Source organism: Ancylomarina euxina (genome assembly GCF_003863355.1).
GTDB classification, from domain to species: Bacteria; Bacteroidota; Bacteroidia; order Bacteroidales; family Marinifilaceae; genus Ancylomarina; species Ancylomarina euxinus.
In genome coordinates, this window is sequence record NZ_QQWG01000014.1 from 1 (window position 1) to 25,113 (window position 25,113).

General features: G+C 35.9%; 15 protein-coding genes. 2 read left to right on the plus strand and 13 right to left on the minus strand.

The features are described from left to right. Positions 1–319: 319 nt before the first annotated feature. Complete coding sequence (locus DWB61_RS12785; RefSeq protein ID WP_125031301.1) at positions 320–832, plus strand: hypothetical protein; 513 nt, start codon at positions 320–322, stop codon at positions 830–832. A gap of 126 nt (positions 833–958) precedes the next feature. On the opposite strand, the gene DWB61_RS12790 is transcribed toward DWB61_RS12785, so the two are convergent. From DWB61_RS12790 to DWB61_RS17900, 8 genes are all read right to left on the minus strand, one after another. Further along, complete coding sequence (locus DWB61_RS12790) at positions 959–1,666, minus strand: hypothetical protein (RefSeq protein ID WP_125031302.1); 708 nt, start codon at positions 1,664–1,666, stop codon at positions 959–961. 148 nt (positions 1,667–1,814) lie between these two features. Then, entirely contained in the window at positions 1,815–6,539 is a 4,725-nt protein-coding gene (locus DWB61_RS12795) for an efflux RND transporter permease subunit (RefSeq protein WP_125031303.1), read from the minus strand. Between the two features lie 47 nt (positions 6,540–6,586). Then, complete coding sequence (locus tag DWB61_RS12800; protein WP_125031304.1) at positions 6,587–9,691, minus strand: efflux RND transporter permease subunit; 3,105 nt, start codon at positions 9,689–9,691, stop codon at positions 6,587–6,589. A 70-nt stretch (positions 9,692–9,761) separates the two neighbouring features. Further along, on the minus strand, positions 9,762–10,811 hold the full coding sequence (locus tag DWB61_RS12805; RefSeq protein WP_158614418.1) for an efflux RND transporter periplasmic adaptor subunit: 1,050 nt from the start codon (positions 10,809–10,811) through the stop codon (positions 9,762–9,764). Positions 10,812–10,852: 41 nt separating this feature from the next. Beyond that, positions 10,853–12,325, minus strand: coding sequence for a TolC family protein (locus tag DWB61_RS12810; protein ID WP_125031383.1), 1,473 nt, complete (start codon positions 12,323–12,325; stop codon positions 10,853–10,855). 52 nt (positions 12,326–12,377) lie between these two features. Then, positions 12,378–15,725 carry a golvesin C-terminal-like domain-containing protein gene (locus DWB61_RS12815; protein WP_125031306.1) on the minus strand — a complete coding sequence of 1,116 codons (3,348 nt, stop codon included), beginning with the start codon at positions 15,723–15,725 and terminating at the stop codon, positions 12,378–12,380. Positions 15,726–15,736: 11 nt separating this feature from the next. Beyond that, entirely contained in the window at positions 15,737–16,621 is an 885-nt protein-coding gene (locus DWB61_RS12820; RefSeq protein ID WP_125031307.1) for an ABC transporter ATP-binding protein, read from the minus strand. Between the two features lie 101 nt (positions 16,622–16,722). Beyond that, positions 16,723–16,845, minus strand: a complete 123-nt coding sequence (locus DWB61_RS17900) for a hypothetical protein (RefSeq protein ID WP_262702099.1) — start codon at positions 16,843–16,845, stop codon at positions 16,723–16,725. A gap of 408 nt (positions 16,846–17,253) precedes the next feature. On the opposite strand from DWB61_RS17900, the gene DWB61_RS17685 reads away from it, so the two are divergent. Next, positions 17,254–17,511, plus strand: coding sequence for a hypothetical protein (locus DWB61_RS17685; protein WP_156190252.1), 258 nt, complete (start codon positions 17,254–17,256; stop codon positions 17,509–17,511). A 74-nt stretch (positions 17,512–17,585) separates the two neighbouring features. Here DWB61_RS17685 and DWB61_RS12825 read toward each other — a convergent pair whose 3' ends face one another. The 5 genes from DWB61_RS12825 to DWB61_RS12845 all read right to left on the minus strand — a co-directional run bounded on the left by DWB61_RS12825 (position 17,586) and on the right by DWB61_RS12845 (position 25,052). Further along, on the minus strand, positions 17,586–19,697 hold the full coding sequence (locus DWB61_RS12825) for a hypothetical protein (protein WP_125031308.1): 2,112 nt from the start codon (positions 19,695–19,697) through the stop codon (positions 17,586–17,588). A 5-nt stretch (positions 19,698–19,702) separates the two neighbouring features. Continuing rightward, complete coding sequence (locus DWB61_RS12830; RefSeq protein WP_125031309.1) at positions 19,703–22,423, minus strand: TonB-dependent receptor; 2,721 nt, start codon at positions 22,421–22,423, stop codon at positions 19,703–19,705. 5 nt (positions 22,424–22,428) lie between these two features. Then, on the minus strand, positions 22,429–23,115 hold the full coding sequence (locus DWB61_RS12835) for a hypothetical protein (RefSeq protein ID WP_125031310.1): 687 nt from the start codon (positions 23,113–23,115) through the stop codon (positions 22,429–22,431). An 11-nt stretch (positions 23,116–23,126) separates the two neighbouring features. Further along, on the minus strand, positions 23,127–24,254 hold the full coding sequence (locus DWB61_RS12840; protein ID WP_125031311.1) for a DUF4249 domain-containing protein: 1,128 nt from the start codon (positions 24,252–24,254) through the stop codon (positions 23,127–23,129). 216 nt (positions 24,255–24,470) lie between these two features. Beyond that, entirely contained in the window at positions 24,471–25,052 is a 582-nt protein-coding gene (locus DWB61_RS12845; RefSeq protein ID WP_125031312.1) for a HutD/Ves family protein, read from the minus strand. Between the last annotated feature and the right edge of the window lie 61 nt (positions 25,053–25,113).

Consider the following 25,113-nt stretch of genomic DNA (forward strand, 5'->3'; position numbering starts at 1 on the left):
TTAGCCCTATCAGGAAAAGGATGGTGGCGATTATCAGGTTGTCCTCAAGCTCATCAGGCTATGAATCTACAATGGTTCATAGATTTAGGATTATATAATATGTCAGTTATCTATAAACAGTTCAAACTTTATTCGAAACCGCCGTGTACGAGAGTACGCACGGTGGTGTGAGAGGGCGGGGGAGTAATCCCCCTACCTACTCGATTGCCAGGTTTCCATCTGTATTTGTGTTTCCTAAACTGGTGAGAGCTGTTCATAGCACTATTTTTTTGATGGTGTTTTCCTGTATTCTTCGTAAATTATACAAAAGCTATATCGTATGACACGTATTAAATCGCCTATAGAAATAACCAAGCTGTTGGATTCTTCTGATCCGATTGAGAGGGAGTTGGGCTATCAGTCCTTTTTGGGGCGTACTCATTGGTTAAAAGGGTATACCTCTGAAGATCTGTGCCGAATGGCTTGTACTCAATTGCAGTTGAATCCGGCACATGTTTTTGTGAATCCTCCTAAAATGTATTCCACCTCCATTTTATGGGCCAGCCAAACCAGATTGGAGGCCGAAAAACTCTCGATGGTTGAGTCTGCTTATCGTTTTATTCAAAATCATGGTGTAGAATTTCCTCCTATCGTCGTCTGGAATTTCTATCAAGCCAGCCGAATAAAACTGGTGATTCATGACGGACATCACCGTGCCTGGTTCTTCAACAATTTAAAGCATCATGTAAAGGTCGTAGTGCTTGACCCGATTTCAGATTATGCCGATGTTGAGGCCCGATTCCGTTTGGCTTTCCAACTTCGTAAATTAGCGATTAACTTGCCTATATATTAGATCTCTGCTTGGGCTTTTCCTTGTCAATAGAAAATTTTAATAAGTCTGATAGACATGAGTGTTTGGAAAGCAAAAAGCTCAACACGATTAATTTGTTGAGCTTTTCTATGCTAGTCGTCTTAAAGATTATACAAATTTTTCTCGCTTTTGCAAATTGATTAAACTCCAAAGAATTGAAATGATCGAACCCACAATGAGCATCATGCGGTTTTGATAGAGTACATTTTGCCAAATGGCGTAACTCATGTCACTGGGAACATTGAAAGGATTTAAAAAGATATTCCATTTACTCGATTCCAAGGGTTCTGCAAGGATTAGAAATATTAAACCAATAATAACCATGATAACGGAAGCACCACTGGCATTTTTGATGAGTGAGGCCAGTAAAAATGCTAAACTCGCTAAAAATATCAGGCTATACATTAGCTCATAGACCATATGAAAAACCGGTATGCGGATAATGGCAAACACCACAATCCACGACATGAAGCTTATGAGAACCAGCAAGAGCATGATGCTGAGTAAAAAACGCACCAGATAGACTTTATAGCGATAGTTAGGGATTCCGAATATGATCTCGAGCATACGGGTATCCTTGTCAGATTGAATGTTGTAGATAACGGGATAGAACAAAATCAGGATCCCTGGAAATAGCAGAGTTGAAAAAATATCTGCCTCTTCGGGGCTTGAGTCGGAAAATAGCATAATGCCTGTGACCATAAGGAAAAAGGCAAAGGCTGCAATGAGAAAATAGATGAACTTATTGGCAAATATAATCTTGACATTGTAGCGTATAAAATCGCGAATGAGTTTTACTTGTTCTATTCCTTTCATAAATATGAGATTTTAGATGTGAGTTAAACCATCTAACTTTAACCATTATCATTTTTTTTCTTTAATCCGCCTGAGGCGGACTTCGTTTCACTCAGCCTTAACATCCTTTATTTCCTTTACATGTTAGACCTTTTGACTTTTCAGACCTTTAAGTCATCGCCATTTCCTTTTCATTCAACAGGCAGAGATATGCATCTTCCAAATTGGCTTTCGTATTTATGGCGCCGTATCCTGGATTTTCATCAGACAGACATCGAACACGAATTTGATCCTTATCTCTCATATGGTGAATAATGACATGTTCAGTCTTTAGCTGTTCAAATTCCTCCGTCGAAACAGTCAATATCCAGACTTTCTCGTTGGCTATACCAGCCATATGAACGGGCTCTCCCAGATACTTAAGTTCTCCTTTTTTCACAACACCAACCCGGTTACACGAGCTAGCCACATCTTCGATAATATGGGTTGAGAAGATCACAATTCTATCCTGACTTAATTCGACCAGGAGGTTTCGGAATCGAATTCTTTCACGAGGATCGAGACCTGCAGTGGGTTCATCAACCACTAATATTCGTGGTAAGTGGAGTAGAATTTGAGCGATACCGATTCTTTGTTTCATACCACCAGAGAATGAACCAATCTTATCATCTTTTTGATCGAGCATATGTACGGCACTTAAAACATAATTAATACGCTCGTGCCTTTCCTTATTGTTTTTCAATTTCTTGATGATTCCCATATAATTGAGGAAATCCCATGCCGTCATATTTTCGTACATCCCAAATTCCTGAGGAAGGTAGCCGATCAATCCTTGCAGTTCTTCACGTTTCTCGCGAACATCAATCCCATTGATGGTGATTTGCCCATAGCTTTGTTCCAGTATACCACAAATGATTCGCATGAGTGTTGATTTACCTGCTCCATTGGGGCCCAGCAAACCAAACATGCCGTTTCCTATATTTAAGGATATGCCTTTAACAGCCTTAAACGGCACTTTCTTTTTCCCGATAATGGGTATGAGCAGGACAAAGCGATAGAAGTTTTTTCGTAGGCCACTCAAACGCCCTTTTAGTCTATTGATATTGATTTTATCACGGTAAATTTTATCAGAAGAAAGCTTAATAACCAGAGCTAGATACCAGATGACAGCGATAGGAATAAGCAGCCCAATAAGATCGTATTTCTGATAGGCATAGTAGAGCACAAATAGTGGGAAAAACCAAAAAATAGTTTTCTGACTCACAGCAATGAGGAATTGAATCCATTTGCTTTTAGCCTCTGTCTTTAGATGATCACGATAAGCCATGATTGGCTTTATGAAACCCAACAACATGATTTGGAAAAGGATGGACAGAAGAAGCACCCAGATCTGAATTTGTATGTGGTAAAAGATGAAAAAGACCATAAAAGCAACAAGAGGAATCTGCCAGATTAAGACGACAAAATCATGAATTGACTGGTAAGCTTGTTTTAATCCCAGACGTTCTCTGATTTTGAGTCCTGATTTCCATTCACGTGTAAATCGATTGTCCCAATCGTAAATCTTCACCAGGTTTCTAATCTCAATATGCAAGGCTTCATCAGGAGCAATTAGCTCTTCGTTTGCCTTTCGTAAGCTAGCCGAGATGAAATAAATGCAGGCAGGTACAGATAGAAGTAAAACAAGAAAAGTGATGATTTGCCATATTTTACTATCGACTTCGGTATAGATGAAATAAGTTCCTAAAATCCAGAAGGTAAACTGAATGCTCTTAACCCAAAGTTTCTGACTCCGTAGCCATGTGAGACTGGTTTGTAATCCGGCATAGACCGTAGGTATAAATACCAAAGTTAGAACCGTACTTAAGCTTAAACCACCAATGACGGTGATGGCAAAAGGCACACCAATTTCAGTAACGTACTCGGCTCGCCCAAGGGCAAGTGGCATTAGTGCAATTATGGTTGTGATAGCGGTAATGAGAATAGGTCGGATACGTGCCAAACCAGCCATGATAAGCGCACGAGATTCTCTATAGCCTCGTTTTTGTAGAACATTGGAATAATCGATCATGATAATTCCGTTGTTGACCACGATTCCCAAAAGGATGATAAAGCCTGTAAACACATTGGCATTTATAAGCGAAGTCCCGGTTAGAATAAGAGCGACCAATGAGCCAATTGCAGCCATTGGAATAGAAAACATCATGACAATGGGCATGGTAAAAGATTCGAATACCGATGCTAGAATCATAAAGATGAGGATAAAAGCCATCAGAAAGAGAAAGCCAAATTCGCCCAAGGGATTTTCTTCATGTATGATCTCAAGGGCAATGCCTGAAGGTAGATTCATCCGCTCGACAAGCTCATCGACCTCAACTCGTGCAGCTGTTAGGAGATCCTTCTCGTCATTAACTTCAGCAATGAACTGATATTCAACCTCCAATTGTTTCTCCTGATTGGTTCGTTTAATGCTCGATAAACCATCAGTGAAATTGAGTTGACTAATGTTTTGCAATTCAAATTCGGCACCCTGGTTTCCTTTAACAGTGAGTCTTCTCAGATCTTTTGCATCTCGTGTTTCCTGACTTGATTCTCCTTGTGTTTTTATGATGATATCGTATTCGTCGGTTCCATGTTTGAACGTTACACCGCTTGAAAATTCTTTTTGAAATGAGTTTAACTCTGATAAAACGGAGTTGACAGGAATATCGTAAATCGCCATAATTTGCTTATCCATCTCAAGAAGCATTTCTGGTCGCTTACTGGGTATTTTTACTGAAACTCTTTCCATAGATGAGAGCTGCTCCAGATAATATCGAAGATCTTCAGACAGATCTAACATCTTGTCGAAATCTTGTCCTTTGATAACAAGCTTCTCTTTTTGTGTACCCAAGCCTAGCATTCCCATAAAAGGATTATCACCGCCAAAATCACCACCGCCGCCACCAAATCTGCGCCCTTTTGCAGGTGCTTCCCAACTGAATGAAGCTCTGGGAATATTATTGAGGCGTTCTAATATATTTTTCTTGATGTCTGGAACGGATCGGTTTAGTATATCACGATAGTCATCGACTAAGGAGATGCTTAGAATGGCTTCTTCCTCGTAAACCTGACTTGTTATATCCTTTTTCTCTTCAAGTGATTCAAGATTTTTTTCGACTTCTCTAATTACTAGATCCGTATTGTTGAGAGTGGTTCCCCCGGGAAGTGTTACATAAAGGTTGATGTCCTTTATTTCAGCTTCATTTTTTGACATAAAACTCAGGCCTAAACTGATTAAGAGTGTGATGAAAAAGAGCCCAAGTGCCCCCAGAATTGTTTTTCCAGGGAATCGCATGCAAGATTTTAATAGAACCAGATAGATTTGAACCAATCGGTTATGAAGCGAGATGCTTTCGAAACTAACGGGACGGCTGTTACCTTTACGTTTTAGAAAAGTATGCGTAATCATAGGAATCAAAAGCAGAGCGACGACTAATGAAACCAAAAGCGTTGAGATAATAGAAACGCCAATATGTTTTCCCATCAGTCCAATCATGAAGTTTGACGAAAACAAAAAGGGCAGAAACACGGTTATGGTCGTTAGTGTGGCTGCAAATATCGAACGCCAAACTTCTTTAGTTCCTTGAATAACGGCCGTATCGGCATCAATTTTTTTAGCTGCTAGTCGATATATATTTTCGAGGACGACGATACTATTATCGAGCAACATACCAATGGCAAGTGCCATCCCTAAAAGGGTTAAGGTGTTAATACTGATGCCATAGGCATAGAAAAAGTTAAATGCCGTATAAACTGAGATGGGAATAGCCAAAGCAATGGCGACAACCAAGCGAATGTTTTTCAAGAAAATCCATAGAACAAAGATGGCTAGTAAGCCACCCACCAGTGCCAATTCGATAATTAAATCGATATTGGTTTTCATGGTTTCAGCACTATTGGATTGTACAACAATGCTCACATCTTTGTTTTCTAATTCTTGATTAAGTTCCGCAATCTTTTCAATAACCGTATCAGACAAATCAATAATATTCGCCTGGGCATCTCTGGTCAATTGCAGCGTAACGGCTTCTTTGCCATTGACGCGACTATATGAGCTTTGTTCTTTTACACCAAAATGAATATCGGCAATATCTTTAAGTTTGATTTTGCCTTGTTCCTTTACAACCAATTCATGAATATCTGTAATATCAGTAAATTCTGAAACCACATTTACAAAGTGCATTCTATTACTCTCGATAACCTTACCTGCAAAGCTTCTTTTATTGTCATTTTGACTAAGGGCGGAGCGCACTTGAGATGGACTGATGCCGTAACTTTTGCAGACATCATCGCGTAGTAAGATTTCAATCGATTTTTCGCGTCCACCAAAAATGGCAACATTCGCTATACCATCTATATTTTTAATCTGATCCAGTATTTCATTCTGAGTAATTTGTCGAACACGATCGACCCCTCCGCTACCACGAACCTGAATATTCATGAACATATTGGTGAGTTGTTCTAAATCGAATTTCACAACCTGAACCATAAATTCTTTAGGAAGATCTTTCTTTGCCTGTTCGACCTTTTCTGCTAGTTTCAGATAAGCATATTTCGTGTTGGTTCCTTGTTCGAAAGAAATCTGAATGTTACCGCTTTGCTGCCCGGCAGTAGATGTGATTTTTTCTACCCCCTCTAGACTTCCAACGATCCCTTCAAGCGGTATTATGGCTTGATTTTCCATATAGCGAGGATCGACTTCCTGACGCGCGCTAACCTGTATAAAGAGCATAGGAAGCTGGGCATTAGGAATTAATTCAACCGGAAGTTGCTTGTAGGAGAAGAACCCCAACATGCTAAGTCCGGTGAAGAGCATTGCGATTAAAACCTTTCGTTTTATAATGAAATTCATTTTTGTTCAGATTTTAGTATCAGGTTTTGATTAGCTTCTTTGGGTTTTTATTCTGCGTTTACTGATCGTGAAAAATAGCTTTGCATTCTATCGAATACGTAGTAAACACAAGGAATAACCACCAAAGTCAGTAATGTTGAGGTAATCAAACCTGCAATAACGGCTATGGCCATTGGAGCTCGTAAGGCTGCACTCTCTCCAAAACCAATGGTAAGGGGTAGTAGGGCCAGAATAGTTGTGATACTTGTCATGATTATAGGTCGAATCCTGTTTTCACCCGCCATGACAATTGAATTGATTAAGGTTTCTCCTTGTTGCTTAAACTGGTTGATAGCATCTACCAAAATAATGGAGTCGTTGACCGCTATCCCTCCCAGCATAATAATACCAATATAAGCCATAATATTCATAGGAATACCCAAAAGGAAGAAGGCCCAAACGGCACCAACTCCAGCCAATGGAATAGTTAAGAGAATGGTGAAAGGGTGTATTAATGATTCGAACTGTGACGCCATAACCATATAGACCAGAATGATAGAAAGCATCAGTGCAAAACTTAAATTTGAGAGTGCTTCTTGTCGTTTTTGTTCTTCGCCAATCAGGTTCACCTGATAGCCTTGTGGTAATTCAATTCCTTTGAGTTTGCTGTTTATTTTATTAATAACCTGATCAAATGCTTCGGCTCCTTGAATATCGGCACTAATCTTTCCTATTCGAGTCTGGTTGCGTCTTAACATTTGCTTAGGCGATGAGGATTTCTCGATATGAGCCAGCTCGTAAAGAGGAATCTCGGCATCGCCACTTTTAATACCAATGGTATTTAATTCGGATAGGCTCTGTTCTGGTAGTTGAATATTAATATCACTCATTTCACCCCCTTTTTCGAATTTTCCAGCGTTTTTACCCATTAGGATATCTTGAAGCTGATTGGTAATGGCCTGGGTACTTAAATTAAAAATTCCAGCTTTATAACGATCTATCACAACATCAACTTCAGGAGCTCCTTCTTCGATATTGGTTTTGATATTTGTTAAATCGGGTACCTGACTTAAACGATCCTTAACCTCATTTGAAAGTCGTTCCAGGACTTCCATATCTTTTCCTTTTACCTCAACTTCAATTGGGGCATTCTCTGTTCCAATGGTCGATTGCAAGGCTGTTTCGTCTCGAACAATCGTAATTTCAGCATTCGGAATGCCAGCGATTAATGTGCTGACATGATTCAGGATACTTTCGGATTGAGCGAGATATTCACTTTTAAGTCGAATTTTAATATTGGCTGTATTCTCATTCTGAAATACAGTTTTGTCTGTTGACGAGCTGCTTCCCGGGCCTATTTGGCTATAAATTGTTTCGAATTGCTCTCCCATAGATTGGTTAAGCATGGATTCTATAGCGATCACGGTTTGGCTGGTTCTTTCAAGTTGTGTACCTTCCTTTAATTCGATATTAAGGCTGAACTCGCCAATACCAGCTTTAGGCAGGTATTCATTGCCTACATAAGGTAGGATGAGGCCGGTAATAACTAAAAGGATGGTTGCGCCACCAATAACTAAAACTCGTTTACTCAGTAATTTTCTAAGAAGGACGCCATACCAGCCGATTTTTACTGATTTGAATTTGATGTTTTTCCCTTTTCCTTTGTAAGCGTAATTGAATAGCATTGGAATCATCAGAATAGCTACAAAAAGAGAGGCTATTAGGGAAAATGCGACCGTCCATGCTTGATCTTTAAACAAGGCTCCAGAAGCTCCGTGCATATATACAATCGGAAGAAAAACGACTATGGTGGTTAGTGTTGAAGCCACAATTGCCCCGCCAACTTCTGAGGTTCCTTCAATGGCAGCATCCTTTACGGATAGACCCAATTCCATTTTCCGGAAGATATTTTCAATAACGACAATAGCATTGTCAACCAACATTCCTGCCCCAAGTGCCAGCCCTCCCAAAGTCATAATGTTTAGACTGAGTCCGTTGAAGTACATGAGGTTGAAAGTGGCAATGATGGAAACGGGGATTGCAAAACTGACAATAGCCGTTACTTTTATTCGACGTAAGAAAACGAAGAGAACCAAAATGGCAATCAGTACACCAAGCAAAGCGGTTTCTTCAACTTCGTCTATTGCTTTTTGAATAAACTGCCCCTGGTTCTGAACCGTGATAAACTGATAACCAGGTAAGGCTTTTTTGATGGAAACCATCGTCTTTTCAAAATCTTCTACCGCTTGTACGGTATTCGATCCGGTTTCTTTATAAATGGATAAACCAATACAACGGACACCATTAATTCGAACAATGTTCTGAGCTTTTTTAGCAACAAAACTCACTTTTGCGACATCTTTTAGAAGGATGGGTACCTTTCCTTTTATCAGCGCTTGTTTTTCCGTATTTGATGGAGGTGAATCTGTTTTGGTTCCTACAATTACGTTTTCAATTTCATTGATGTTTCGGATTAAACCAGCCCCTTTTATTATATACTTGGTTCCCATTTCCACAATGCTTCCACCCGAAAGATTTTGGTTGAGACTTTGTATTTTCTGTACAATCTGATCGATCGTTATATTGTGAGCATCGAGAAGGTATTGATTGGTTTCTATGCGAACTTCCTTCTCTTGCGCACCTGTTAATTCAACCTCTGCAATTCCTTCTAATCGAATCAGTTCGTTGCGAATATAATTTTCACCCACTTTTCGAAGTTCATTCATATCCTGTATGTCAGGATGCAGCATACCGACTATAAGAATTGGAGATGCATTGGGATCGTGCTGAGTGATCGTAAATTCATCAATATCGCTATTCTGGCTATATGAAGAAAGTGTTTTTTGTAAATCCAGGAAAGCTTCGTCCATATCACTTCCCCATGTGTACTCTACTGTAAGTCTTGCCGATCCGACCATACAAACGGATGAAACCTGACTCACACCTTTCTGACGAATAGACTGTGCTTCGATACCCTCAATGAATTGTTTTTCGATCTCTTCGGGTGGACGTTCACCTGCCTTTATTTCCACAAATATGCGTGGCGCATTCATCTCTGGAAACAGATCAACGTTTAACTTGCCAAGCGAGACGTATCCCAAGAGCAATATCGCCATTATAATCATGGATACCGTCACTGGATAGTTGACCGAAAATTGAGTTATTTTCTTCATTTTGTAAGCCTTTATAATAGTTTGTTATGCTATTTTGAATTAAGAAGGTTTTGATTTCAAAATAACAAGCCTATTTTACAATTTTAATCTTCGATCTGTTTCTTAAGGTTTCAAAACCTTTAATAACTAAACGATCCTTTTCTTCCAAACCAGAAACAATCTGAACCTCTTTAGGATTCTCTAATCCAAACTGAACAACTCTTTCCTCGGCCAAACCTTTGTTTACCACAAATACGATATTGCCATTCTGTTTGCTTAAGATGATATCCTTAGGAATAACAATTGAACTGTCGGCTTTCGCAACGATAATCTCACCTTTTGCAAACATGCCTGGACGCAATAAAAGCTTGGAATTATTGATGTTGATAACCGCTTTGAACGATCTGGTTTCTGAGTTTATTGCAGGTGAAATTTGGGCTAATACCCCACTTAGGGTATCACCCGGAATGGTATAGTTCACGATCTTAACTTTCTGACCCGTTTTAACCGAAGCGATATTTTTTTCAGCAAGATTGATTTCCATAAGAAGCTTGCTGTAATCCATAATACCGAATAGAGGTGAAGCGGCTTCAACTCTGGTCTTTTCGGTGTAGTGGTTTAGACTCGTAATTGTGCCTGAAAAAGGCGCTTTGATTTTTAATTTAGCTAAACGATATAGGGCATCTTCGTACGCGTATTTTGCATTTATCAAGTCGATTTCAGCTTTTTTTACATCAGATAATGTAACGCCACCTTTTTCATATAAAGATTGTTGCTTATCGAACCCTTGTTGAGAGATTTGCAAACTTAATTCCTGAGATTTGATTTTGATATTGTTCTCGTATTCCTTGTCCTCAAATGCAATGATCTCAGTTCCTTCTTTTACAAAATCACCCAAAGCAAATTTTCGTCCTGTTACAGGGTTAATTTGTAAGTGATATTTTCCTGCAACTTCACTTTTTACATCTACCGTTTTTACAGGATTTACAGTACCCGTTGTGCTGATGAATTTTTCGATACTTTTACTTGCAACTTCTTTTACAGAAACCTGTACAGCTATGTCTTTATTGAGATCAGTTGCCCTATCGTTACAGGCTGAAAAGATGGCAACACTTAAAATTAAGAAGGCGATTCGTTTCATTGTTATGGCGTTTGTATGGGTTATCATGATTGAATTTGTGATTAGTTTTTGATCAAATTTTCCTGTAACTCCTGAGGAACAAAAGATCTGTTGTATTCGAAATCCCAGAGTGACTGGATTTTCAAATTAAGCAGTTCAAGTTTGTAGTTGATTAGGGAGTTTGCGAGGTTCATTTTCTTTTCAGAAAGCTGATTTTGGAAGCGTTCCAAATCGATACTCGTTAAGTCCCCATTTCTATAGCGCTCCAAATTGATGTTGTAGGTCAGTTCAGCGTTCTTTTGATTTTGTTCAGCAATTTCGATTTGCTGTACCAGATTTTTCATATTTCGATAGATCTTTCGAATATTGATCGTAATATCGTTTTTTAAACTATTCATATCTATTTCGCGACTTTCGATCTCAAGTTCGGCAGCTCTAATTCGAGCTTTTCTCTCTCCCCAATCGAAAATTGGGATTGAGAAGGTCACTCCAACTCTAGGACTTTTGGTCGGTCTGTCATAAACTTTCCGCCATTCTTCATTATTTCCCATCAGGCCAACCGAAAGATTGACGTTCCCTTTAAAAGCATTTTGTGCTGTGGTTTCAATCAGATCAAAACGGGCATTATTTAAATCTATTTGTCGCTGAGTCAATTCCAACCTTTGGCTTAAACCGTTTTGAATAGCTTTTTCCAGATCTACAATTACAGGCATATATTTAATATCTGTACTCACCGCAACATCTTCGTATAGAGAGATTCCTAAAAGGAGTTTAAACTCATCTTTTGCATTTTCAAGTTCTACCCGATTGTTATCTAAGCTAGATTTACTAGTCGCATAATTCAATTCGGCCTGGTAAAGTTCTTCCTTAGCCGATAAACCGCCTTCAACCTTACTTACAATAATCTCCTTACTTACTTTTTGATTTTCAAATTCCTCCTCAGCAATTTTCAAAGCCATTTGTTTTTGATATATCGTGTAAAATGCTTGGTTCACTTGTCTTTCCATATTCAGCATTTGTATGGAGTAGGAAAGAGTTGCATTCTCCAAATTCAACTCATTGCGAGTCAAATCCATCTTGGTTTTATTGAATGTGAATAAAGGTTGATCGTATTGAATGTAAAGTGAGTTGTTGTATCCGGCATAATTCGAACTACTTGCTTCAGAAAAATTATCCTGATAGCCAAATTCATTTCTTAAGGATAAACGACCATCGGATAATTTGATGGGTTGTGAAACCGTAAATGTTCCTTTAGAACCCTTATTCTCGGAGGTATTCCAATTCGAAAAATATTCGTTGTAAGATTCTGTCTTGTCATAGGTTATAGGAGTAATGTCAAGAGTGAAACGTGATCGTAATGAAGCGAGTTGAGCATTTAATCGCTCCTTATTTTGCTCCATATTTATTTTCGACTTTTTAATATCGGGACTGTTCGAAAAGGCTATTAAAAGAGCTTCATCAAGTGTAATTTCTTTTTGAGCTTGAGAGCTTAGGGAGCTAAATAGGATTGCTCCTGCACATATTAAAATCTTCATTAATACAAGCTGTAGTTTCGTTCTGATCATGCCTTATATTATTTCTGGTTATTTACTTGTTTTCAATCCATTTAATTGCATCTGCAAAGAGATATGCACCTTTGGACTTGTTGTTTAATTCAACTTTTGAAGTTTCTGGTGTAATGAAATAAGTTCCCAGGTAGTTCCAGCCATTTTCCAATTCCTGATCACTTTTATTAATCTCTTCGAATCCTGATTCATGATAGATTTTAAAATTATAATCCGTCTTTTTTCGTTGTCTTCTTCGGCTATATCCATTTACTTTCTCTATATGACAGAATACATCGTAATAGGCTCCTTTTTTTAGTTCAGCTGTCCAAGTTGCTGAACGATCACCTTGTCCTGATTTTGTAAAGAAGGCCGAACGAACATATTTTCCGAAGAAGCCCGAACGAAGAACATTTTTCCATTCATTTGGCGGATTCCATGTACGCATACGAGAATACTCGTGAGTTGAAATACGGTTTTCATCTATCCATTGTTTCAAATAACTTTTATTTGATACCTGAACATATTCGAAACCTTTATCTTCATTGTCAACAACAAATTCGTTATCGGCAAGAATGCCTTCAAATGCCTCACAATCCTTTACATCATTGAAAAATTTTGTTTTTTTTGTTTCCGAAAATGTACTGAACTCGTAAACCAGGCTATTAGGTAGATTTTCAGATATATGAGTCGAAATATTCATTCTACTTGGTTGAGAAGGAAAAACAAAACCGACTTCAAGAGCTGAATTTGCAGGTATGAAAATTGATTTAGAAAAGGCTGGTTTTGAACCTTCTTGATTCCGGCGATTTCGTCTTTCATTTTGATCATTCAATTCAACACTAACTGTGACTATTCCATCAGACGATTCTGGGTTCGAAATTTTGTATCGAATTTGATATTTGATGTGATCTCCATCTTTTACTTTGTAGGTTTGTAGATCTTTGATCAGAAAACCAGGTAGTTTATTGGTTGTATACCAGTTTTTCACATCCGCTTCAATCGATTGACCATAGTTGAGTTTTATCAAGCTATCAAAGTCCGTAAAACTAAATTTTTGATGTTTATTCTTTTCGATATAAGATTCGATTAAGGTGTTAAATTTCTCCTCTCCATAGCGAGCTTTGAGTAATGAAAAAAGATGAATGCCTTTGGCTTGGAGGATATCATTCAGATAGATTTGTTCTTCATTTTTAGTTGAAGCCTTCAAACCGGTTTTAGTAATATCCTGAAGAGAAGCTTTCTTCAACTCCAGATTAATACGTTCTTCTTTGCTGATGCCATCGAATCGCCAGCGAGAATAGGATTGAGATGTGACATTCTTTTCTTTTAAATAAACTCCCAAAGCCATATTTAATGCTGGATAATCCGTCGAGCTTAATTGTGTTGAATAGCCATAATAGTTTGGAAATGGTGAGTAGGTGTTTCTATCTATATTATCGAACTCATACCATTCTGTTGCAGGAGGCATTAAATTCCCACGAACAAATCGTTTGAATATTCGTGATTGGAGTTCTTCATCGGAGACTTCTTCATTATCACGCTTCATTCGTGTTTCAAATCGTTTTTTTCTCTTTTTAAAATCTGTTTCCTCCATTAAAACACCTTTCTCAGGATAAAAAATAATCTCAGGTTGGACTGCATCACTACTGATCGACCAAATGTGTTTATCGAGTGCAAATTGAATGGGGACTTCGGCTAAAGCGAATCGCTTAAATGGATATTCTAAATCCAACTTCGTTTCATATTCGTTTTTCAACTCCCGTATTAATGAGGGTAAACTATCTTGTATTGAATCAAAATGTTGCAGGAAAAACTGATTCCCTTTAATCGAATAAATGGAATATTCTATAGAATCAACACTTGTACTATATTGTTGATAATCTCCAATCAACAAACTGATTTTTGGAAGTGCTGATTCAGGTTGGAATTCAAAAACGCTATCTGAAAGCGTTGTTAGCTTTCCTTGTGAAATAGGGATTAGATTGTTTTTTGTATGAACTTTTAGTTTGAAGTTTGTGAAATCAGGAGAATGTAAAACCGGATTGAGAGAGGCAAAGCCTACTCCTGAAATGGGGTACCACAGTGCTTCATTCGTTAAACAAACAAAGTTTTTCTGTAGATACGAAAATCTCTTCCTTACTTTGAACATGACTGCACTGAAATTATCTTCTACAAGCTTAGGATTAAGATCGAGAAAATGGGTTCTTTCATCAATTGAACCTTCGTAACCAATAACCAATTCGGTATATTTTGCTTTATTCAATTTATTGGAAAGCGCGATTTTGAGCAAGTGTGTCTCTCTTTTAAATTCTAGCTTTTTATTGTTTTCGGTAATAGCAGTAATTTTCAAAGAAGGATTTAGGCTAAAGAGTAGCGTATCTAATTCTGAATTTGATGAATTATAAAGTTTGAGTTTACTAACTGCTGATATTTTTTCTCCTAAGTGATTTAAATCGATATGACAATCTCTAATTTCGGCTTTTGGATATGAGAGGTATTTGTTATTTAAGCTTATCATTTTATGCCTAAATGCGTTATTATCAACTTTGATATCGATGTATTTCCAAATTAATCCACCACCGCAAAGAAATGCCAGTAAAGCCAAATAAATTGGTAACGAAACCAAGCGTTTGGATTGGGGTAAGCGATTCAATTTTGAAATGGTAAAGAAGATGAAGCCTATTCCTAAAAAGAAATAAATTCCTCGGTGTATGATGACTTCAGTAAGATTTCCAAAGCCACCAATTGTAGAATTCATCATTGGCACTTGATAGGCGATATAATCGAATATGTGATAGAACTTTGTATTTAAATAAAAAATAGTGAGTGCAATATAACCTAGAAGGATAATAAATGTGATGGCTTGATTTTTTAATATTGTCATAAAAAAGAAAGCCAAACCAAGTATAAAAACCAAGGTTGGTATTGAAATCAAAAGGGGATAATATAAAAGTTGCAGCACACCTTGAGAAGACTCATTACTTAAAAATGAAAAGCCAATCCCCATCAATAAAATAAAAATATTGAGAATGATAAAGACGGTGATTATTCCAAAAGATTTTCCAAGAATATACTCACTATTGGTCATCGATCTTGCATAGATAACCTCAACTGAGTCGTTTTTACTATCCTGTTTTAAAAACTCGGAGGCTAAAAATATAGCTACAATTGCTTGTCCTAAATTGAGGATAATTAGGTTGGCATAAGGGATGGCAGCTGGTAAGGCTCTGAAAATCCATGGTGCATCACTTCCTTCTACAAAAGCAGCAATATTAAAAATACCTATCGATAAGATGGATAAACCCGCAAAGATTCTGAAAAACCAGGATCTTAGTAAAGTTCGTGTTTCAAATTTGGCGACTGTTCGTATTGAGTGAATCGATATCATATATTACGTTACTAAATGGTTTCTGAAGCTTTTTCCATGAAATAAACATAGGCATGTTCAAGGTTTGGCTCAATTTCGATGGCATTGCTTAATTGGCTGCCATCACCTATGAGCTGAACATCCCATCCTTCCTGAGTTGGAATAGTTGAAACAACAGCGTATTTATCTTTGATTAAATCATATTCGTAGCCAGATGTGCTGACTTGCCAAACGTGACCTTTCGCCTTTTCTATTAAAGCTTCGGGTGTCCCTTTAAAAGCCAATTCTCCATTATTTAATAGGGCTAGGTTATTACAAACACTGGATATATCACCTACAATATGAGTTGATAAAATGATGGAAACATCTTGCTGGCTGATTTCTGATAAAATGTTTCGAAATCGAATTCTTTCCTCAGGATCAAGCCCCGTTGTTGGTTCGTCGACGATAATTATTTTAGGATCGCCTATCAATGTTTGAGCAATTCCTAATCGACGTTTCATACCTCCGGATAGCTTGTTTGCATCTCGTTCGCGAACATCGAATAGACCGACTTTCTCTAGCCATTCATCAACCTTATTTTTTCTCATTTGTTTACTTCTGATACCTGCTAAAGAGGCTGCATAATCAAGGAATTCCCATGTTTTTAATTTTGAAAAGAAACGAAAATCCTGAGGTAAATAGCCTAGAATACTTCTTATTTCTTTGCGGTCTCTGTGAAGATCGAATGAATTGAAGCTTGCAGTTCCTGTCGAGGGTTCCATTAGGGTAACCAATATCCTCATAAGGCTTGATTTTCCTGCGCCATTGGGACCTAATAAACCAAACATCCCATTACCAATTTCCAGATTTATATTATTGAGAGCTTTCTTTCCGTTAGGATAAATTTTGCTGAGGTCATTGATATTAATCTGCATCTAGGGGCTTGTTTTAATTCAAGTTAATGATATCCGGATTCGATGATACAAAGAAATCTTGGTATCATAATTTTATATTGAATTCCTATCAAATATACAATTTATGCTAAATTATCTATGTTCGATAATTCAATTTTAGACGAAGTAGCTTGTTTACCCGTTCTATACATGACATGAGACAAGAAATAGGAAGAATAGGTTACATCTTTTATGTGTTTTTTCATTTATAAAATGAACTTTAAAGAGGATGTCAATGGGGATTGTGATTCCCAATTTTATGTGAGTACAGAACTTTCAGACTCAAGCTCACTATTCTACCCGATAAATTTGGTGCTATTCTCCTGCAATCTTCGTAAATCAAGAAAGAACTTTGCAATGTAACACGGATTAAATCACCTGTCGAAATAACGAAATTATTAAATTCTTCTGATGGCCATGAAAGGGAGTTGGGACACCAATCTTTTCTTGGGCGGGCTCATTGGTTAAAGGGAAATTCTCCTGAAGATCTTTGTCGCATGACATGCACTCAATTGCAAATGAATCCGGGGCATATATTTGTAAATCCTACTAAGGTATATTCAACATCTATTCTTTGGGGCAGTCAAAACTGACTGTAGGCTGAAAATCGTCCAATGGTTGATGCTGCGTATCGATTTATCCATGATCAAGGAGCCGATTTTCCTCCGATAGTAGTTTGGAATTTTTATCAATCAAGTCGAATAAAACCAGTGATTCATGACGGTCATCACCGTGCCTGGTTCTTCAATAATTTAAAATATCGAATAAAAGTAGTTGTGCTTGAGCCTATTTTTCATTATGCTGATGTTGAAGCGCAATGTTGTTTGGCTTTCCAAATTCGAAAATTGGCCATTGATTTGTCTGTATATTGAATTTACTTAGTGAAAACATCTATTTTCAAGTCTATATTATTGAGCTTTTTCTTGATTGGGCTTGACCTTTACCTTTACTCAACCAGTATACTTTGCATAATAACGATTGGTTCTCCTTTTTCAGAAATTCCCTCCACCGTTAATTCATACTCTCCTTTTACATCACTAGTGGTAAACTCTAAATCAAAATGCTTGTTTTTTGTTAGATTGATATTGGGTTCCCAGAGCAGATCTGTTCGGAAATCAGCATGATTTTTTTGTTGATACTCACTTGTATTTATATATTCAACTCCGTGTGTAAACAATGGTAAATAGTAGCGTTCAGTATTTTTTGGTAATTCTGACAATTGACAATCCTGTTTTTTTGAGATCACATTTATGATTCCATATAAGTGTGATGATCCATAATAATATTCATAAGGAACGACTTCTATTTTGTCAATCTCTTTTGAGTTTTTATTCAGAATTTTGGATGCATCAGACAAGATGAGTCCATCGAACATGAGTAGAGGATTTTGTTCAAATACACGCATGATATCTGGACTATAAACATATATATGAGGTTTCTTTTTTTTGTAATTAATCTTAACTGTAGTTATGAATTCATGGAAATATTCTTCTAATGAATCCAACTGGATGTAGTCATCGATTTTAATAAAGTGCTCAGATTTTCCATAAAAATTCGCTTGTCCTCTATATAGGCAGGTATCTTTTGTTTCCCTATATGTTTCTTGTCTGTAAATGTTGCGAATTCTGAAATTTTCAAATTGATCCTTAATAAAGTCTAATTGTTTTTCTTTTAATTCTTGCTTTTTCCATGGTATTGGGGCAAAACCTTCGGAATTGAATTTGTCTTTTAATTTGATAGCAAGATCTAGATCATTTCTACCTTTAACCTGAATTGATATATCATGAAGGCCTTTTTTTAATGGAAGATTGAAGTAAAATTTACCTTGATCATTTGTGCAAAATGGACTGATGTCAGCATAACCTCCAATTTTTGAGAGAAAGACATTTTCATTAGTAAATGCTTGCTTTGTTTTTCTCATTTTCACCGTACCTTCAATAACATATGCTTCTTCTTCTGGATATCGATTAGCGTTTACTGAGTAGATATTTGAATTTTTCAACCAAACTGTTTCAATCCCCTTTTCAGCTATCCAACTTTGTTTCCCGAATTTTTTTATGTGATTAAAATAGGGAAGCATATTTGCTCCAAAATCTGAATATAAATTCATATAATCGATAATATTTATCGATGAGATCTGGGGCTCCTTGAGTTTTATACTCGCTAATAAGAATAAGCTATCGTCTTGATGAGATAGTTCTTCTAAACGAAGATTAATCTTTATTTTTTTTCTCTGCTTCGTTGTTATTCTTGGCTTTTCGATAAAACGACCGCGATGTGAATTTGCTAGATGTATAACAGCAGTTTTAATAAGCTGTCCTTTATTATTTCTTATAGCAATGTTGTAATTAGGTGATTTCAAATCTTTTATTTCCAGAAGAGTTTCCCAGTTATTTTGATTGAACTGAATTTTTTGTTCTAGGGTTTTGCCTTTTCTAGATAAAAGTTGGAAAATATAAGAGCTGTCAATTCCGATGTTATTGTTTGTTATAGATATTTTTAGGATTCGATTAAGATCTTCAATTTTTGTATGAATTGAAATATCATCTTGTTTAATTTCAGATTTTACAAGAGTTAAGTTGTTATTTTTTAGATCTCGAAATGTACTTTTTAGGTTCGTAGTATTTGAATAATCACTATCACTTATATTCTGATTATTGAAAATAAAGAGAGGACTGACGTTAATGAAATCAGGCGAGCTTGTTTTCATCCAATGTGTGTAAGCATTAATGGCGTAATTTCCTGTAGGGAGTTGTGATGAAATAACAAACCCTCCTTTTCCCATACCATGTTCTAGGATAATATCTGTTTGGGCTACCGGAAATCCATTCTCCCCAATCAACTCAACATAAGCAACCTTGCTAATCTTCGATAGTTTTAGATCATTTGAATTTAAGCAGTAAAGTTTAAAATGAATAGCTTCTCCGGCTAGGCAGATGTTTTTTTGTAAATGAACATGGATTTGTTCAGCAGGTAGTTCTTGAGAAAAACCATTTAGAATTGAAGTCATACCTAATATTAGAACAAGGCTTATGTACTTGAATATTTTATTTTTCATTGTATTTAGAATTCAACATTAAATGTAACGGTTGGTATTGCTTGTCCAAAAACAGACAATTTATATCCAACCATACTCGTATCTTCAATACGGAAATACGTTGAATACGCATTTTTTTGTCCTGTAAGATTATAGATGCCAAAAGACCATGATGTATGGAAAGTCTTTTCTTTTTTTAAATTTCCATCAATTAATAATGTTATATCTGTCCTGAAATAATTGGGTAATCTGTATTGATTTCGTTTAGAATAGTATACAATAGGGACACCTTGTAATTCATATTTAGCAATAGGATACGTTGCGGGACGACCTGTATGATAAACTACATTTGTTGAGAATATAAATCGTCTGGAAAGTTTAAAACTTAGGAAGGCTTTTAGGTTATGTGGTTTGTCATATGGAGCTCTGTACCATTCCCCATTACTCACAGAAAACTCACCTTTTCGATCTTTAGACTTTAAATAACTTCTAGAGTATGAATAGCTGATCATGCCATTAAAACGGCCTGATTTTTTGCGTATGAGAAATTCGAGCCCATAGTTTTTACCATCTGCATTAAGAACCTCTGATTCTGGAAATCTGCTTAAATAGAGTTCTGCACCATCCTTATAATCCTTAGCATTTTTTACTCTTTTTGTGTATGCTTCGATTGAAAATTCTGCGACTGAATTAAAAAAGTTACGATAGAATCCTAAGGAAAATTGATCCCCGACTTGAGGTTTAAGATAACGATCGGTTAATTTCCATGTATCTGTTGGTGAAATAGACGTCGTGTTTGATAGTAAATGAATGTATTGGCGCGTTTTGTTATAACTGGCTTTGAATGAATTGTTATTGTTTATAGCATAGTTGATTGAAAATCGCATTTCAGGTCCGTGGTATATGTTGTTTAATCCTCCTGTTGTCCTCTGTGTTTCTATTCTATTTAAACTACTCGGCTTATTATCTGTGTAGACAGCTTCTTCTTTTTTTCCTATGTTTCCATATAATGAATAACGTATACCTGCTTCAGCATTTAAAAACCCCAATAGATCAAATTTTGCACCTGCAAATAGGCCAGTTTCTATTCCTTTTTCAATATCAATTTTAGATGGTTCGAATAAGGATCCTGAATAAGCTTTTAAATCTCCAGGACTAATTTCATAATATTTTGCTTCTGCTCCAAAATCAAACTTTGTGAAAATATCTTTCTCGTATGTCATATGAGATTTAAACCCAATATCTTTAACTCTGTGTGTGAGTTTAAATGCATTACTTATATTATTATCTGACGACATATCATATGAAAAACTTGTGAAATGGGCACTGTTCTTCATTTTCAATTTCTCATCGAAGCGATATCTCCAGTTGAGGGAACTCACAAAATTATTGAAATTATAAACCGTGTCAGAATGTAATTGAAATTCATCTTCGCTTTTATAATAACTGAGTTCTATTAGATTGTTTGAATTTGGTTTGTATAGAATTTTTCCATGTAAGTCATAGAAATCAGATTTTGAATCAACCAACTCTTTTGAATCAATCTTCTTGATTATCCAATCTGAATATGTGAATCGAAAAGAATTCATTATTGAAAGTTTTTTCTTTAACAATGGCAGATTAAGATAGGCCTTAGATGTAATAGGACTAATTCCAACTTTACCATTAGTTTCATCAGCTATGGTTTCTGATGAATGAATGTCGTAGGTTGAGGAAATACGACCTCCGAATTGAATGGGTATACTCGATTTATAAAGGCTCGCATCCTGAATCATATCATTATTGAAAGCAGAGAAGAAACCAAAAAAGTGAGCAGGATAGTAGATAGGAGCATTGTCAATTAGTATTAAGTTCTGATCTGCAGAACCTCCTCTTACATTGAAACCAATGGCACCTTCACCAGCACTTTCAACACCAGGAAGCATTGTTGTACTTTTTATAATATCAGGTTCCCCCAGTGCAGATGGTAGGCTTTCAATATCTTTTGAAGCAAAGTACTCTAAGCCCATAGCTGTTCGCTTAAGCTTATTATCTTTTGCAAACACTTTGATCTCTTTAATTGCCTGCATTTCTTTTCTCAACTGTATATCTAATCGACCATCTCCTCGTAAGTTAATTTTACGAACGGTTTGTTTTAAACCCAAATATCTAAAATTTATAACATAGGCGCCTTGTGCAAGCTCTATTTCGAAGTAACCATTCTTATCAGAAGTTACACCTTTTTCCATATTAGGTAGAAAAACTTCGACCCCCTTGAGAGGTAAACCAGCACCCCAAAGGCTTATTTTACCGAATAGTTTAGCTTTTTTACGTCCCAAGGCAATTCCAATTTCATGAATAATAAATTCTTGCTGTTGTAAACTTGAGATATCAAGATCTGTCTTTTTAATTTCTTGAATTTGATTTTTATCATCATCGTTAGTTTTTTTTAAACTGAATTCTCGATTTAAATTTTCAAATTGAGTAAGAATTAAGTAATTATCTCGAATAATGAATTGGATTTTAGATCCTGATAATACATCCATTATTAGGTTTTGAAGGTTAACATTTTCGTACCTTTTTTTTAGAGTAATATGACTCACCCAGCTGTCGTAATATAAAGATCGGATTTGATATTTATTTTCAAGATTATTGGCTAATTCAACAAAAGTCATTCCTTTATGCCCAATACTTAATTTTTGTTTCTCTTGAGCAGAACTATTAAAAATAATAAAAAGGCTGATGAGGATGGAGAGTATTCTTTTCATAGCTTCTATAGGTCAAATATTGTAAGAAGAGCAATAGCATCCATTGGTTTTTTAGTTCCAATTTTTAGCCTATTATTTCTAATGAAGCGTTTCATCTCTTTCTTTTTATTAGGGAAAAGATTGAGAATATCACTTTTACTTTTCACAGTAATTAGTTCATTGTTTTTTAATATAAATAATTCATTATGAGTTATATATTCGAACTTTTGAGAATGATCTAATTTTAATTTTTTATGTTTTCTCCTTTTTATAATGTATTGAATATTAGGAAATCGAACGACTTGATAATAACCAGATGAATCTAGCTTAAAATGTAAAAAATCACCCCGAACAAAGTTGTATTTTACTGAAGAATCCATAACACTGAAACCTTCAAGGAGATATGGATTTATAACAATGTTTCTTTTTGTTTTATCATTAGTTTCAATTGCTGTAATGACCTCCTCAGTTGAGATATCGTAAGCAAATTCAATATGATCAAATTGGACACCTTTAAATTGAATACTTCCTTTTAAATCCATTCTCTCAAGAAAAAATTGTTTACCTTGAGTCAAAGAGGTTTTAGGAACCCAAATTTTACCGTTAATAATTGTTTTAAGATTACCTTTTGATAAAGGTTGTCCTGAACTATAAACATTAAATCCCAAAAAAAACAGAATTAATACGCTCGTGAATAGAAGTTTATGTTTCATGTTTTAATAGATTAGGGCCAAAATGAAGGTTTCGTAACAGGATACTTTATGTTGCACTCATAGCATTCTAGCAGGCGAACAGTATATTCAGTTAAACCTCCTACTGCTGTAGCTGATATGATGTATAAAATCTCTGGATCTGGTGAAGCCTTACTCATTCTAACGATAAATGTTTCACACTCTTCAGGAAAGGTGGGGAATCTCATGCTGAAGTCTGTTGTGTTAAACATTCTTTGACTTTTTCTAACAGAAGAGACTTCAAAATAACCAAGAACCTGACATGCATCGCTACATGTCTCAATATTTCCTTTTATGTTAGCTTGAATGACGTCATATAAACTACCATTACTTTGATGTAAGGTTTTCAAAGTCTTCCAAAACAAATAATTCTCTTTTGATATTGAATATACTTTCATGTCAATTAGATAATTGTATAAGAATTTTACTTCATTATCAAAGACAGTAGTCATGGGTAGTTGGTTAACTTCTTTAATTGTTAGTTTAGATGCATCAAAGACATTAATCTGATCGAAATTATTGGCAGGGAAACAGGTTCTGGTCGAACCTTCAGAACGAGGGTTTGAATTTTTAAAGGGTGAATGCCATTCATAACTCTCACGATATTCCCACCTAAGATGTGTACTGGTATTGTCATTATTCTTAGCATTAAAATACAACCTAATAGCATCTTGTTTTATATTATTATCATTTATGGCTTCTATTTCTTCTCCATAAAGAGGGCTAATTTCAAATGGCGAAAGCATCGTTTCAGGGGTAGATTCATACTTCTCACCACTAAGTGTTTGAATCTCTATCCAGTAGCTTGATTCTACTTTCCCTTCAATAATAAGTGATGAGTTGCGATATATCCCCGGTTCATGTTCGTTAAGAATTTCTGTATTATCTTGATCGTCATGTAGAATTACTGTGGCATTTATTTCGGGTTTCAGATCAAATTTATCTGTGAATTTTACAGTCCGAAATAAGCGGACTTCACAAGTTCCGATTCCATCTGTTATTTTTCCATCAACAACTAGTATCGATAAGTCGTCGTCAACTTTTGGATAGAATTTCTCCGTGCAAGAATTTAGCAACAGTATTAATACTGATAAAGAAAGTAGTTTTACCTTTAATCTCATCACAAGTAGGGGGTTAGGGATTGCTTAAATGTAATAAAATATTTTATAGATAAATATGACATGAGTTGGAATAATCATATTAAACTCAAATTTTCACAATAAAAAAAAGTTATCTCTAACATGAAATAGTTCTTGACGCTTTTGATAAATGGGAGTTTTAAAGTAACCTTAAGTAAAGTCGTTCTTACTTATTATTTTTAAATGGTTAAAGATTAACTATGATCTTATTTTTGAAATAATTAATCGACTGTCCATACGAGCTATGAATTTTAGATTATTGGGATTAAGATTATCCATAATTAATAATTCACCTTGGTTTAATATATAATTATCCCTTTCGTCATTGAAAGCGATTTTTCCAAAGTGGAGATATAAAATTATTTTGGACTGTCTATCTGTAATAGAGAAGTCCTTTGTTTGATTTTTTGAAAGAGCTAATGAGCTTAGTTCACCTTTTGTTTCTCCTCTTGTCATTAAATTAAAATCGGTACAAGTACCAATAGATGAGGTTTGCCAATCCCCTTCAAATTCATCTACATCAAACGCTTTCAATTCTTTTTTGTAATGGTTTTTGTGAGAAATTTCAATTTGTCCATCAAGAATCATAATTTTTCTTGATACGCCAGGTAAGGAGGTGAATTCCGATTTTTCTACTTCAACCTTAGCAGTACTTAACCTGAAATTGAAATTTCTTAGCCCATAATCGGCTGTTTCTGGATAGATGTACAGTTGTGTGCTGGTTCCGCCTGACCAGTTTATGGTATTGAACTTATCTGCACTTATGATCGAGAATGACATGAATTAGATGGATTTTGATTTATAAAAATTAGATTCAAACTTAATAATTTGTTTTTCCATT

Excerpts from the sequence above, each read along its gene's own strand:
- DWB61_RS12835 (WP_125031310.1), bottom strand. The coding sequence starts at position 23,115 with ATGAAACATAAACTTCTATTCACGAGCGTATTAATTCTGTTTTTTTTG.
- DWB61_RS17900 (WP_262702099.1), bottom strand. The coding sequence starts at position 16,845 with ATGAAAAAACACATAAAAGATGTAACCTATTCTTCCTATTTCTTGTCT.
- DWB61_RS12840 (WP_125031311.1), bottom strand. The coding sequence starts at position 24,254 with ATGAGATTAAAGGTAAAACTACTTTCTTTATCAGTATTAATACTGTTG.
- DWB61_RS12790 (WP_125031302.1), bottom strand. The coding sequence starts at position 1,666 with ATGAAAGGAATAGAACAAGTAAAACTCATTCGCGATTTTATACGCTAC.
- DWB61_RS12815 (WP_125031306.1), bottom strand. The coding sequence starts at position 15,725 with ATGATATCGATTCACTCAATACGAACAGTCGCCAAATTTGAAACACGA.
- DWB61_RS12800 (WP_125031304.1), bottom strand. The coding sequence starts at position 9,691 with ATGAAGAAAATAACTCAATTTTCGGTCAACTATCCAGTGACGGTATCC.
- DWB61_RS12785 (WP_125031301.1), top strand. The coding sequence starts at position 320 with ATGACACGTATTAAATCGCCTATAGAAATAACCAAGCTGTTGGATTCT.
- DWB61_RS12820 (WP_125031307.1), bottom strand. The coding sequence starts at position 16,621 with ATGCAGATTAATATCAATGACCTCAGCAAAATTTATCCTAACGGAAAG.
- DWB61_RS12795 (WP_125031303.1), bottom strand. The coding sequence starts at position 6,539 with ATGAATTTCATTATAAAACGAAAGGTTTTAATCGCAATGCTCTTCACC.
- DWB61_RS12805 (WP_158614418.1), bottom strand. The coding sequence starts at position 10,811 with ATGAAACGAATCGCCTTCTTAATTTTAAGTGTTGCCATCTTTTCAGCC.
- DWB61_RS12845 (WP_125031312.1), bottom strand. The coding sequence starts at position 25,052 with ATGTCATTCTCGATCATAAGTGCAGATAAGTTCAATACCATAAACTGG.
- DWB61_RS12810 (WP_125031383.1), bottom strand. The coding sequence starts at position 12,325 with ATGAAGATTTTAATATGTGCAGGAGCAATCCTATTTAGCTCCCTAAGC.
- DWB61_RS12825 (WP_125031308.1), bottom strand. The coding sequence starts at position 19,697 with ATGAAAAATAAAATATTCAAGTACATAAGCCTTGTTCTAATATTAGGT.
- DWB61_RS12830 (WP_125031309.1), bottom strand. The coding sequence starts at position 22,423 with ATGAAAAGAATACTCTCCATCCTCATCAGCCTTTTTATTATTTTTAAT.
- DWB61_RS17685 (WP_156190252.1), top strand. The coding sequence starts at position 17,254 with ATGGTTGATGCTGCGTATCGATTTATCCATGATCAAGGAGCCGATTTT.